The sequence below is a fragment of the Sorangium sp. So ce295 genome, assembly GCF_051527405.1.
Lineage (GTDB): Bacteria > Myxococcota_A > Polyangia > Polyangiales > Polyangiaceae > Sorangium > Sorangium cellulosum_B.
In genome coordinates, this window is sequence record NZ_CP150324.1 from 11,109,926 (window position 1) to 11,123,523 (window position 13,598).

The following is a 13,598-nucleotide window of genomic DNA, read 5'->3' on the forward strand; positions in this document are numbered from 1 at the left end:
GCGGCCATGGTGACAACGCAGGCGTGTGCGAGGCGGCACTGTGCCAGTTCGTTCCCGTCGGCCATACACGCTTTCAGGTGACCCATTTGGCTGCATACCGGCACGGATTGGTCAGCCGACGCGGCTGCTCTCGGCGGGCCGGTCGCATGCCCTCGATCCGGGTGCCGGCTCAGTTTGCCTTCGTCGACGCCGCACCGGCACGAGCCGCTGGCGCCGCCCGCTTCGCGTGGCAGGCTCAGCCCCGAGAACCGCTGGCCCGCGGGACTCATGTGCTGTAGGCTCTGCCACAAGGGCGCCGGAGATGATCACCCGCATCGAGATAGACGGGTTCAAGTCTTTTCAGGGCTTCGCCCTCGATCTCGAGCCGTTCTCCGTTCTGATCGGCCCGAACGGAGCCGGAAAATCGAACCTGCTCGACGCGCTCTCGCTGCTTGCGCGGCTCGCGGGCAGCCCGCTCGCCGCAGCCGTCGGAGAGGGGAGAGGGCGCATCCGCGAGCAGTTCCGTCGCCGGGACGAAGAGCCGACCACGACGGTCGCACGCGGATTCGGCGCCCTCGCCAGCATGGCGCTCGCGATCGAGGTGATCCTGCCGCGTTCCGCGGTGAGGGTCGGCCTGCGCGACGTACCGCTCCAGGCGACGCGGCTCCGTTATGAGGTGAACATCGAGCTTCAGCAGCTCAGCTCCATGAGAGAGCGTCTGACGGTCGTTCGCGAGGTGCTGCGGTCGATGACGTCGGATGAGGATACATGGCTGAGGCGCCATCCCGCCTTTGCGTCACGCCTACGCCACGGAGATGGCGGCGCGCTGGTGGAGTACGAGCGGGCTCTGACCGTCGCGGATCCGAGCGCGTCCCAGTTCTCGATGACAGCGACCGTGCAGTACGTTCCCGAGGCAACCTTTCTCTCGGAGCCGGAGATGCAGGCTCGCTCGCCGCACCTGCGCGCCGTCGCCGAGGAGCTCAGTGGCCTGCGCGTCCTGCACCTGGAAGCCCAACGGATCCGCGAGCCGAGCGAGCCTGGCGCACCAGCGAGGCTCTCGACGGACGGCGCCAACCTGGCGGCTACGCTGGCGGCGCAGAGCCCCGGCGCGATCGCCGAGATCCGGGCGGACGTCGCGAGCCTCGTACCTGGAGTCCGCACCTTCGAGGTCGTCGTCGAGGGCGACACGCTCGTCGTGCAGATGGAAACGTCCGATGGCCAGCGCCTCCCCTCGCGTGTCCTCTCCGACGGGACGCTGCGCATCCTGGCGCTCTCGACAGCGCTCCGTGCAGACGCCTCGAACGCGTTGATCGCGATCGAAGAGCCGGAGAACGGGCTCCACCCTGCGCGCGTAAGGACGCTCATCGAGCGGATCCTGGAGGCGACGCAGCGCCCCGTCGCCAGCGACACCGAATCGGCTGCCGCTGGCACTGCGCAGGTGCTGATCACCAGCCACTCTCCAGTCGTCCTCGCGGCCCTGATGGATCACCCGGAGTGCATCATGGCGCTCGACCTGGTGCGGCTGGGCAGCGGGCTCCGGCATACACGGGTACGCAGGGTTGCGCCTGTGGGTGTCATCGATCGCGAACGGTACATCTCCACAGCAGAGCTCCGGCGCATCCTGGAGACAGCCAGCCCCGCGGAGCTCGCGGAGGCATGACGTATCTGTGCGCAGGGCTCTTCGCCGAGGGAAAAACCGACTATGCGTTGCTACTCCCGCTCCTCGATCAGCTGATCCCCGCGCTCGCCGCCAAGGTGCTTCCCGAGGTTCCCATGATCGGCCCGAGCGTGGGCATCGACGCCCCGGCCCGCACGTCACGGCGGCGCGACGTCCGGATTGCGGCTTCCATTCGCGCGTATTGGGATCAATGTACGCTCTTCGTCATCCACTCGGATGGATCGGGCGATTCCGAGCGGACACAGCGCGAGCAGATCGAGCCGGGGCTGGAGCTGGCCCGAGCAGAGTTTGCTGATCTGGCGGCCGCAGCGTGCGTTCCTGTGCGCGAGATCGAGGCATGGCTCCTCGTCGACGCGCTGCCGTTCCAGAAGCTGCTGCCGCCGATGTCGCCGCTTCTGTTACCGGCGGATCCAGAGAGCGTGCTCGATCCAAAGCGTGCGCTGGAAGAGGTCCTCACGGCGAGCGGCGGCGGTCGCCTCTGCGGTGCCGATCTCTACGATTTCTTCGGCGCCAACATCGACCCTCGGACGCTACGCCGACTGCCTGCGTTCCGCCGGTTCGAGGAGCAGCTCGCCGAGGCGATTCTCGCGGCTGCGCGGCCTCGAGCCGCGCACGCCTGATCGAGCCGCGAGCGATACGACCGCGCCACTGCCGAGGTCCCTGGAAAACTCACTCTCCAGATCGCCTTGAACGCAACGCCCCATGCGCGGCGCCTCACGGGTGCGGCAGCCGAGCGCTGCGGCGCCCCCCGCTTCTCCTCACGGATCGTCCTCCACCCACAGCCTCGGCCCGTCGTCCCGCCCCGGCGCCTTCTGCCCGACCAGCACCGCCCCGACCCAGACCGCCTTCGCCGGCTCCCCCGTGTCGCCCGGCTGCGCCCCCAGCAGCGACAGCCGCACCGCCCGCTCCCCGGGCTCCAGATCGTCGCCCAGCCGGATCACCGCGCGCCCCACCCCGTCCGTGCCGCGCTTCTCCGTCGCCGCCTCCCACAGCGTCGCGCGCGTCAGGTCGCCGCCGCGGCCCGCCAGCACGCCGTCCGGGATCGTCACCCGCCGGAAGAACGCCGCCTCCCGCGACGCCGGCTTCGCCCCCTCGAGCCGGTACCGGATCCGGTAGTCCGCGTTCTCCCCGGGCGTCACCACGAACAGCACCAGGTGCAGCGTCTCGCCCGCCTCCTGCTCGAACTCGTACGTCATCGGCCGGCCGCGCGTCAGCTCGAACACGTCGCGCCGGCGCACGATCGCCCCGCCGTTCGCCGGCGGCGCGTCCGTGTACGCCACCCCCGTCTCGCCCAGCCCCTCGACCTCGACCCGCCGCGCGCCGGCCGGCGCCGCCACCCGCAGCGATCCCGACAGCGCGACGATCGGCTCCTTCAGCGCCACCTCGCCGTCGACGCGCACCGCCACCTCCTTGCCGAGCGACGCGCGCGCGGCCCGGTAGATCACCGACAGCCGCCCGGCCCGCGCCCCCGCCCCGTCCACCCGCACGTCCTTCGCCACGAGCAGCGGCGTCCACGCGTCGCCCGGCGACGGCTCCCCCGCCGACTGCCACGCCGGCATCAGCAGCCGCCGGCGCACCGGCGCGTGCTCCGGGACGAGCACCCGCTCCGGCCGATCCGCGTTCGACCTCCCGCCCTCCCCCGCCCGCTCAATCCGCACCTGCTCGCGCAGATCCGAGAAGCGCTCCTTCCGCTCCAGATCGTCGAGGTTGAACGCCCGCACGTCCGTCCACGTGCTCACGTCGAACGGCGCGTAGCGCCACGTCTCGTCCTCGGCCAGCGTGACCCGGTACGGCAGCCGGTACAGCGTCTCGTTCACGCCCGGCTCGATCGCGCGCAGCCGCAGGCGCGTCCTCACGTCGCCCGTGATCTCGATCCGCTCCACCCCCGCCGGCGGTCGGAGGATCGCGAGCCGCGGCTCGGACGCGTCGAACCCCTCGTTCCACCACTCGAACCGCGATCGCGGGAGCGTCACCTTGAGCTCGGCCCGCTCCGACGGCCCAGGACCCCACCGCGCCACCACCGTCGCGTCGCCCTGGTTCGCGCCCCCGCTCGCGTCGATCTCGGTCCGGATCAGCAGCCCGAGGAGCTCTTGCCCGGGCGCCATCCGCGCGATCACCGGGTCGCTCGGATCCAGCGCCAGGTAGCGCACGATCCGCACGTCCGGCGGCGTCTGCAGCCGCGCCGGAGCCGCCTCCGCCGCCGCGGCGGCGGGCGCGAACGGCGCGGGCGGCTCCGCGGCGGCCGCCGACGGAAGTGCCCCCGGCGCGGCGCCGGGGCCCCCCTCGCCCGCAGGCGAGGGCATCGCCGGGTGGACGATCTCGCCGATCTGCTGCATCGCCTGCGCCTCCGGCGCGCCGAACCGCACGCCGAAATCCGGGCCGACGCCGTCGATCACCACCGTCCGGATGTCCTCCCGCAGGAGCCGCACCGTGGCCCTCCCGAGCGGGCCGAGCTCGACGCTCGCGGACCCGCTCGCGCCGTCGGCGACCCGCACCGTGCGGCCCGGCGGGCCCTCGATGTCGAGCGACAGCGGGCCGCGGAAGTTCAGCGCGGCCGCGCGGCGCTCGCCGATCACGAACTCGGACGCGCCGCGCCCCTCGGCGCGCGGGTACGGCATCCGGAACCGCCGCAAGAGCAGGCGCGACATCTCGTAGTCGATCCCCTCGCGGCCCCCCGCCTCGAGCCGCCGCGCCCAGCCCCGGAGCAGCTCCTTCCGCGCCGGCTCCGGCAGGTCGGCGAAGCCGAGCGCCGACGCCCGGAGCCCGAGCTGCCGCCGCTCCTCCGCGTCGAGGCTCTGCTCGTAGACCGCGCGCGACGCCTCGCTGCGCTGGTAGCGCCCCTCCAGCCGGGACAGGATCGTCAGCTCGCTCGGCACACGCGCGCCGTCGCCGCCGTCGCTCCCCACCGCGGGCTTCGCCCGGAGCCGCACCTGCCCGCCCTGCGGGAGCACGTCGTGCGTGATGAGCAGCGTCGAGCGCGGATCCGTCACCGCGCCCCCGCCGCTCGCGAGCCGCGCCGCGTACTCGCCCTCGCCGAGCGGACGATCCGGATCGCAGCTGACCCGGCTCTCCAGATCGATCGCGTGCCGCGCGACCTCCTCCCCGCGCTCGTTCACGAACGCCGCGACGAACCCGTACGGGTAGCGCCGCGCCGAGTCGCAGGCGTCGGCCCTCACGCTCCCCCAGGTCGTCACCTCCACCGCGTCGATCTCGGCCGGGACCTTGATCACCAGGTCCCGCTCCGGCTCGATGTGGTAGGCGAGGATCTCGTCCTCGGCCGGCAGCGCGCTGCCCAGCGGCGGCGCGCTCGACAGCTGCGAGAGCGCGAACGCCGTCACCCCGAGCAGCGCCATCGCGATCAGCCACCGCGGGTTCAGCGCCCTGCGCGGCGCGCCGTCGCGGGCGCGGAACCCCGCCGTCGCCAGGCGCGCCCGCGACGGCGGCCGCGCCGCGTGGGAGCGCGGCGGCGCGGGCGCCTCGTGGCCCGCCGGCGCGCGGCGCTTCGCCGGGGCGGTCACGGGGCCGCCCGCTGAGGCGCCGCCCCGGGCCCGGCCGCATCGACCCGGAGCGCGCTCGTGCCGACGGTGACCGCGCGCCGCAGCCGCGAACCGCCGGGCACGGCCGCGCCCGGCACCGCGACGAGCGCGCCGTCGATCGGCAGCAGCTGCGCCTCCCCCGGCCGCGCCGCGATGACCCACGGTCGCCCCGTGATCACGTCGCGCCCGATCTCCACATGGCATTGCGCCTCGCGCCGCGGCGCGACCGGCGCGCTCCCGCGCAGCGCGGCCGCCGCCGCGGCGCGCGCCGCGGCCGCCAGCCCTGCCCGAGGCGCCACCGCCACCGCTGCCCGCGACGCGTCCGACCCGGCCCGCGTCGCGTCCGCCACCGCTGCCCGCGTCGCGTCCGCCTTCGCCGGCCCGGCCGTCGGCGCCGCCTGCGTCGCGAAGTGCGCCCTCAGGTAATACGGGTTCCGCTCGGTCGTGTAGCGCCGGAAGGGCTCTATCGCAGCGGAGAGATCGCACGCTGCGGTCACCGCCCGGGTCGGGCAGAGCTCGTCCCCGCTCGCGCCTGCGCCGGCGCTCCCCGCGCACGACGCGAGCGCCTGAGCCCGCGCGGCCACGTCGATCGGCTCGGGCGTCACGCCGAGCCGCGCGAGCCGCGCCTCGAGGCGCGTCTCCCCCTGCCCCGGCTCCACGAAGCGCCGGAGCTCGAAGAAGCGCCGGATCACGCTGCCCAGGTACACGATCGCGAACCGCCCCTCGGCGAACCGCTTCGCGTAGGCCATCGCCATGTCCGTCGCGCCGCTGAACGGCACCTGCTCGCGCGAGCCGTCGAAGATCCCGACGCGCAGCTCGAGATCGCGCAGCGTCTCCAGCAGCGGCCCCGCGAACGTCGGCACGTGCCCCGGCCGCACGACCTCGTACCCGAACGAGATCACCGCGTCCCGCTCGTAGGTCCGATCCGCCTCGATCGCCTGCACCGACAGCGCGTTGCCGCCGTCCCCGACCCAGACCTCGTGCGCCCGCTGGAAGTAGCTGCGCAGCCCCTCGGCGCGCCGCACGTCGGCGGCCCCGCCCGGCTCCGCCGTGGGCACCGCCCCGGCAAGCAGCAGCGACTGCGCCGAGAGCGCGTCGGCGAGCGCGAGCCCCGCGCCGAACGCCCCGATCTGCCACCGCGGCGCGGGCACCTCGACGAGCATCGCGCCCGTCAGCGGCGACCTCACCGCCTCCGTCGAGGGCGCCGCGGGCAAGATGGCGCTCGTCGACGCCGCCGGCGGCGACGCCGACGCATGCGCCAGCACGAGCCACGCCGGGTTCCCGCGCCGCTCCGGGCCGCCCTCGGCCGGCCCGGGCTCCGCGATGCCCCACGCCGCCGGCGCCGCGTCGGTGCCGCCGATGCGCACCTCGCGGAAGCCGAGGCGCCCGAGGATCGCCCGCTCCCACGCGGTCGGCGGCGCCGCGCCGGACGCGCCGTCGGGGCGCGTCGCCGCCGCGATCAGCCGCGGCGCCACCACGGCGTCGAACAGCCTGAGCTCCTCGAGCGACGGCGGGCGGAAGCGGCCCGGCTGGACCTCCGTCAAGGACACCATCCGCTTCGCGAGCTCCTCCTCCAGCGTCCCGGTCCAGCGCACGGCCTCCGGCGCGCCGAGCGAGCGCGCGCCGACCGCCTCGGCGACCTCGCGTGGCACGTGCAAGCGCGGCGCGTCGCCGAGGGGCGTGGCCGGCTCCGCCGCCGGGCGGAACGTCATCGCCGTCTCGGCGCCGAGCCCCAGGCCGATCGACACGACGGGCAGCCCCGCCGGCGAGCCGACCACGCTGAGCTCCGGCCCGTCGCCGCCGCCCGGCTCGACGAGGAGCACCTGGGGGTTCTCCATCGCGTCGATCATCGCGGCCACGAACGCCTCGTCGTGGCGCCGGATCGCCCCGTGGCGCGACAGCAGCACGACCCCCGCCGCGTCGAGCAGCTCCGCGACCCGGAGCGCCACCGCCGGCAGCGCCGAGCCGAGCTCGGTGGGCGCGGCCAGCACCAGCCACTCGGGCGCGGGCGCGGACATCGCGCTCCGGCCGACGCGCTTGCGGATCGCCGCCCGCGGCGCGCTCGGCGTGTCGTCCGGATCGTCGAACCGCGGGCTCAGCACGAACCACGGCCGCTCGCCGTCGCCCTCCCGCGCCACCGACACCCGCGCGCGCTCCGCCGCGCCGAGCAGCTCGTCCGCCGGCCGCCCGTCGCGCAGCACGCCGCGCGCGAGCCGGTGGGCGATCCGCCGCGACTCGATGTCGGCGGCGATCGCGGCCGCCCTCGGGCGCGGGCCGGGCCGGGGCGCCGTGTCCGCCAGCACGAGCGACAGCGCGGCGCTCTCGATGCGCGGCAGCGGCCTCGCCGCGGCCGCGGGCGGCGGCGGCGCGCCGCCCCAGCCGAGCGCCACGAGCGCGTAGCCGACGCCGTTGCCGACGAGGAACGCGGTGAGCGACACCTGGATCGTCGGCATGATCACGATGCCGACGTGCTCCTTGTTCCACATCTTCACGGCGAGCAGGCTCGGGAGCAGGTAACCGAAGCCGAAGTAGTCGACCATCTGCAGCCCCGGCGCGTACCGCACCATGGCGAAGCCGATCGCCATCTTCAGGACGAAGCCGAGCACGTACACGAAGATCATCCGCCGCGGCCCCACGAGGAGCATCCGCGAGAACGGGCGGACCGAGGTGATCCAGCGCGAGAGGTAGAAGACGACGAGCGCCTCGATCGTCGTCGTGAGCAGCTTCGTCGGCTCGTACCACGCCACGGCGAGCAGGCCGGGCACGAGGATGCCGTTGTAGTCCCACCCGTAGCGGACGTTGTTGCGCGCGCCGAGCAGCGCGCCGATGACCAGGATGATGTGGGCCTTCGGCAGCTCGAGGAACTCGAGCGACAGGCTCTCGTTGAGCACCTGGAAGCGCGAGACCGAGAGGTTCGTCGTCCGGAGCAGCACGCCGAGCACGAGCGCCGTCAGCGCCGTGACGAGCGCGAGCCGCGGCGCCGCGCGCAGGAGGCCGCTGTTCCAGAAGGCGTTCGCGATGAGCGGCACCAGCACGAGCCCGATGCTGTAGAGCTCCCGCGAGTGCACGAAGTCGTAGCGCGCCGAGACCTCGGGCACGACGAAGCCCTCGACGAAGAGCCGCACGATCACCGCGCCGACGATGAACAGGTAGAAGCGCTCGCGCCCGAACGCCGTGGACCACGCGCCCGTCCGGGTGATCCAGCGGCCGATCAGCGCGACGAACAGGTACGTCACGATCGACTCCGCGACGATGAACACCGCGGTGACCGGGGCCGCGAAGAACACCGTCGCGAGGTAGCCGGGCACGACGAGCCCCGCGTACGTCCAGCCGAGCGTCTCGGTGAAGAACGTCCCGAAGACGAGGCCGATCAGGACCGCGGTGTGGAGGCTCCGATCGAGCCCGTTCGGGGGAAAGAGCGGCAGGTTCTCGAGCATGCGGCGGGACGGCGGCGGCGGGGCGGGTCGGCGCGCGCCGGCGCCCGGCGCGGTTGCCGGCGCGGGCGCGCTACGGCAGCGTGGTGGCCAGGCCGATCGCGCTCGGCGCGCCCCAGCCCGTCGGGTAGTCCCAGCCGGGCCCCGCGGCAAAGAACTCCGTCTCGCCGCGCACGACGTCGCGGAACGTCGCCTGCACCGCGGGGGTCGTGTAGAGGATCGCGTTGAGGAACCCGGCGCGCGGCAGGCCCTGCGCGGCGCGGTAGCTGTTCACCACGGCCATGAGCCCCGCGAACGCGGGCGCCGAGAACGACGTCCCGCCGTACGTCCGCCACTCGCCGAGGTAGTAGACCCAGTACGGCCTCGGCGAGGTCGCGGCGTGCATGGCGACGTCCGCGACCGCCCGCTTGCCGCCGGATCCCTCGACGATCCCGACCTGCCAGGAGGGGATCGGGAACGAGAGCGTCGGGCCGGAGCCGGAGCCGGGCCAGGCGATCTCGTCCTCGACCTCGCCGTCCTCGTCGAGCGAGAGCGACGTCCCGCCGACCCCGGTCACGTACGGGCTCGCCGAGGGCGTGTCGGTCTGCGCCGAGTCGCCGGTCGCCGCGACCACGGTGATCCCGAGCGCCGCGGCCATCTGCGCCGAGCGGTGGTACTGGAGCCGCACGGCCGGCGGCTCGGAGTCCTCGCGGTGGGCGAACGAGTCCGTGATGACCGACACCTCGCCGCGGCCGATGGCCTCGTTGAACGTGTAGACCATCGACGTGTTGCGCGCGTCGGGGCCCTGGTACACCACGAGGTCCGCGCCCGGGGCGAGGCCGCCCGACCACGCCACGTCGAGCGTCGACTCCACGTAGCGCGTCGCGACCGGCTCCATCGTCTGGACGACCTCGGGGTTCGCCCGCTCCACGCCGAGCGCCCGCCAGAACGACTGCAGGTCCTTGTACTTGAAGGTCGCGCCGATCGTGACCCCGAGCTTCACGCCCTCGCCGGTGAACCCGAGCTCGTAGAGATCATCGACGTCGTACGCGCCCGCGATCTGCGCCGGGGTCAGCCCCCGCTCGACGCCGGGCGGCGGATCCGGCTCGATCTCCCCGGCCTCGCCCGGGAGCGCCCGGGTGCTCGCCGCGAGATCCGCGGTGATGATGCCGGTCGTGCGAGCGGACACCCACGTCGGCACGGTGAGCTGGCCGAGGGAGCCGAAGACGTCGAAGGGCGGATTCCCCGCCTGAGGGTTCTCCCGCTCGAAGACCCGGAGCTCCGTGTCGAAGGTCTCGTTGAACTGGCTCACCGTGCCGGTGAACTGGATCAGCAGCCGGTTCGTGGCCGTGAAGTTCACCTGCATCCCCTGCTCCTCGAGCCAGAGCTTCACGAGGTGCACGTCGCGCTCCCGCGGCGCGTACGCCGCGATCCACTCGTCGCGGGTGAGGTACTGGCGGAACCGCGGGCCCGTCGGGTCGTAGATCTCGGCGATCCGCTGCTCGAGCAGCCCCGAGTTGCGGATGGGGAAGCCCATCAGCGCGCGGACCACCTCGTCGCCCCCGGCCACGCCCTTGTCGGTGTACACGCCCGGCAGCGGGCTCGGGATGCCGTCGGTGGCCTCGGTGGGCTCACGCTCCTCCTCGGTGAAGTCGGGCAGCTCGTCCGGCAGCTCCTCCCCACCGGCGCCGCCGGCCCCACCGCCGCCGGCCTGGGCCGCGCCGCCGCCGCCGCCACCGCCGCCCCCGGCCGCGCCGCCGCCGCTCCCGGCCGCGCCGCCGCCGCCCCCGCCGCCAGCGCCGCCGCCAGCGCCCCCGCTGCCCGAAGAATCTGCGATCTTCACATCCGACTCGCAGCCACAGCCAGAGGCCGAGAAGGCCACGCTGCTGACCAAGCTGAGCAGACCAAGGACGGGCGCGGCACGAAGCACAGGTGAAGCACGGCGCATAGGCACCAAGGATTCAAACCGCTTCCGACAGGCCGATCCAGCCGAATCGTCACAGCGCGCTGACGTCGCATCACACGTGCGCCGCCCGCAACACAACGCGCGTCGGCGGAGCGTTGGGAGCACCACGTCGCACCCTGTCGCGAACCGCTCCGCCCCGGCCCGGGACACACCGCTCCGCCCCGGCCCGGGACACACCGCGGCGCCGCGGCCCAGAACACACCGTGGCGCCGCGGCCAGGTCGGAGATCGCGGCGCACCGGAGGACGTTAGAGGCGGGCGCGACGGCTGCGCCTGCTGCCCTGGGGAGCGACGGTCTCGTCGCACAGCCGATGTTTTTGGCGCGGCGGACCCGGGTGGACAATTGTATTGATTCGACCACGATGCGACGCTCAGGCTGCCCGGGGCGTCCCGCGCCCCCCCTCGAGGGCCGCGGCCTTCAGCGATTATGGCGAAGACTTACCGTCCGCGGATCCCCAAGCCCTTTCGCATCCCGCGCCCGATGGCCGCGCAGGCGGAGGCGATGCGCTTCGGGTGGCTCACGCCTGACGTGCTCTCGATCGTCGCGGGGGCGCTGATCGCCGCCGTGGCGCCGCTCGATCGGCTCGACTACGTGGCGCGCGGCCTCACCGCGTCCGCGCTCGCCGACGCCGCGCCGTCCGCGCAGGTGCTGCTCGTCACGGCCTCGCCCGAGGCGCTGCGCGAGGGGCTCTGCGAGCGCTCGCTCCCCGGGCTTCTCGAGCGCGGGCGCGCGCGCGGCGCGCTGCTGATCCCCCCGGCCGACGCGTTCTGCGGCGGCGGCGCCGCGAGCCGCGCGGGCGCCACGAACGCCACGAGCGCCGCGAGCGCCGCGCCGGTCGTCCGGATGCCGCCCGAGCTGCTCCGCCTGAGCGCCGGCGATGTCGTCGGCTTCTTCCCGCTCCCGGCGGGGGAGCGCGCGCCGGAGCTCGGCGCGCTCGGCGTCTCGGCGGCGCCCTGGGTGCTCAAGAAGGCGCCGCAGAGCGTCCCGGCGGTCAGCCTGCGCGATCTCGCGGACGGCCAGGTCCCCGCGAGCGCGCTCGAGGGCCGCGTCGCCGTGGTCGCGGTGGGCGCCGGCGGCGTTGCTCCCCAGGCGGTCGCGACGTCGGCGCTGCCCCCGGCGAGGGGCGTCGCCGCGGTGCTCGGCGGGCTGCTCGACGGCGGCCGGCGCGCCTCGGCGCCGGCGTGGGTGCCGGCGCTGTTCGTGCTGCTCGCGGGCGGGCTCGTGAGGACCGCGCGCCGCCGCTACGGGAGCCTGGTCGCCACGGCCGCGCTGTTCCTCGGCGTGTTCGCGCTCGCGGCGGGGCAGGGCGTGCTCGCCGCGCGGGCCGAGGCGAGCCTCATCGCGCTGCCGAGCGCGCTGTTCGGCCTCGCGGTCGCGTTCGCGGGGGTCATGATCGTGCGCGGGCTCGTCGTCCAGCGCTCCGTCGATCGCGCCGCGGAGCTCATCCAGCGCGCCGCGCTGTTCCGCATGCAGGGCGTCCACACGCTGCCGGACGAGGAGTTCTGGCCGCGCGTGGCGCGCCTCGCGGAGCAGGCGCACCCGGCCGATCTCGTGCTCGTCGCGGAGCTGCCCGCGGGGAGCTGGCACCTCCGGTTCTGGAACGACAGGCAGGGCGGCGGCGAGAGCTTCGTCGCCGAGCTCCGCCGCGACGTCCGCCGCCCCCCGTACAGCAGCGAGCAGGGCGTGCCGGCGATCCGCCTCTCGCGCCGGTTCCTGGCGAAGCAGGACATGCCGGCGGTCGTGGTCCCGCTCATCGCGTTCGGCGAGATCGAGGGGTACGTGTTCTTCTGCGGCCCTGTCGCCGAGCAGACGTTCTCGCGCGAGCCGGAGCGCGCCGAGCACGTCGGCCGCGAGCTCGCGCTGCTCCTGCGCAGGAAGCGCCTCGCGCGCACGGCGCAGGCCGGCGCGGGCGAGGCGCGCGGCGGCGGCTCGCCGGAGGACGATCTGGTCGAGGGCGCGCGCGTCGCGCTCGACGACCTCCAGCTCTTCGGCTCGATGCTGCGCAGCGCGCCGGTCGGGCTGCTGTACGCGGACGCCTTCGGCGACGTCCGCTTCGTCGCGCCCGAGTTCGCGAAGTGGCTGCGGGCGCGAGACGTCACGGTGCCCGCGGAGAGCGCGAGCGCGGCGCTCCCGCCCGGCTCGCTCACGCTGGGCGACGTCCTCGGCGCCACGTCCGCGAGCGACGCCGCCGTGTCGCTCTCCAGCGTGATGGCGAGCGACGACGGCATCGAGCTGAGCGTCAGCGCGCCCGAGCCGGCCGTGCTCTCGGTGCGCCCCCTGCGGCGCGAGTCCGACGGCTCCTCGTGGATCGCGGGCTACGTCGCCGCGCTCATCCCCGTCCAGCAGGCGGCCCCCGTGTCCGACAACGTGCGGCCGCTCGCGGTGCGCGACGCCGCCGATCCGCTCTGCGCCTTCCAGCTCGGCGACGTCGTGGCCGATGCCGTCGCCAGCGCCTCCCGCGCGACGGGCCGGGCCGTGCGGCTCGAGCCCATCCGCGGCGCCACGCACGCCCTCGGGCACCGCGGCGAGCTCGAGCAGGTGCTCGAGGCGTTCCTCACCGACGTCGCGGGCCGCGGGCTCCCCGGCCACGGCCCCGTGGTGTCGGTGCGCGAGGCGCCCCAGGGCGTGCAGCTGTCGATCCTGGACGTCGGCTTCGGCCTGGGGCTGCCGGAGTCGGCGCTCCAGCGCGTGCTCACCGCCCCCGGCTCCGCGCCGGCCGGTCTAGAGCCGCTCGGCCGGCTGATCCTGGCGGTCGAGGACAGCCATGGTCACGCCGAGCTCAAGACGAACGACGGCTGGGGCATCACGCTCACGGTGACGCTCCTCAGGGCGCACCCGCGCGCGTTCGTGTCGGCGAACGAGGGCGGCAAGCCGGCGGCGCAGCAGAACGTCATCGCGATCGGCAGGGCGGGGCCGAAGTAGCGCCGAGGAGCGGGGGACGACCCGATTCCCGAGGTCGACCGGCGGCTCGCCGCGGGACGCGCCTGCTTGGCCCGGTTCTGCTGATTGCGCATCAGTACACCGCA

The 13,598-nt window shown here is 74.5% G+C and carries 6 protein-coding genes; 3 read left to right on the plus strand and 3 right to left on the minus strand.

All coding sequences use genetic code 11. The features are described from left to right. Positions 1-301: 301 nt before the first annotated feature. A complete protein-coding gene (locus tag WMF11_RS42250) occupies positions 302-1,639 on the plus strand; it encodes an AAA family ATPase (RefSeq protein ID WP_437904741.1) in 1,338 nt (445 codons plus the stop codon). Continuing rightward, complete coding sequence (locus WMF11_RS42255) at positions 1,636-2,277, plus strand: hypothetical protein (protein ID WP_437974802.1); 642 nt, start codon at positions 1,636-1,638, stop codon at positions 2,275-2,277. Before WMF11_RS42250 ends, WMF11_RS42255 begins: the two co-directional genes overlap by 4 nt. A gap of 138 nt (positions 2,278-2,415) precedes the next feature. Here WMF11_RS42255 and WMF11_RS42260 read toward each other — a convergent pair whose 3' ends face one another. The 3 genes from WMF11_RS42260 to WMF11_RS42270 form a co-directional block, all read right to left on the minus strand. Further along, positions 2,416-5,175, minus strand: coding sequence for a hypothetical protein (locus WMF11_RS42260; RefSeq protein ID WP_437974803.1), 2,760 nt, complete (start codon positions 5,173-5,175; stop codon positions 2,416-2,418). Continuing rightward, on the minus strand, positions 5,172-8,630 hold the full coding sequence (locus WMF11_RS42265; RefSeq protein ID WP_437974804.1) for a poly-gamma-glutamate biosynthesis protein PgsC/CapC: 3,459 nt from the start codon (positions 8,628-8,630) through the stop codon (positions 5,172-5,174). Before WMF11_RS42265 ends, WMF11_RS42260 begins: the two co-directional genes overlap by 4 nt. 70 nt (positions 8,631-8,700) lie before the next feature. Continuing rightward, positions 8,701-10,449 (minus strand): S53 family peptidase, encoded by a 1,749-nt coding sequence (locus tag WMF11_RS42270; RefSeq protein ID WP_437974805.1) that lies wholly within the window; start codon positions 10,447-10,449, stop codon positions 8,701-8,703. Between the two features lie 549 nt (positions 10,450-10,998). Between WMF11_RS42270 and WMF11_RS42275 the strand changes: the two genes are divergently transcribed. After that, positions 10,999-13,494: a hypothetical protein gene (locus WMF11_RS42275; protein ID WP_437974806.1), complete on the plus strand. Its 2,496-nt coding sequence runs from the start codon at positions 10,999-11,001 to the stop codon at positions 13,492-13,494. The last annotated feature ends 104 nt before the right edge of the window (positions 13,495-13,598 follow it).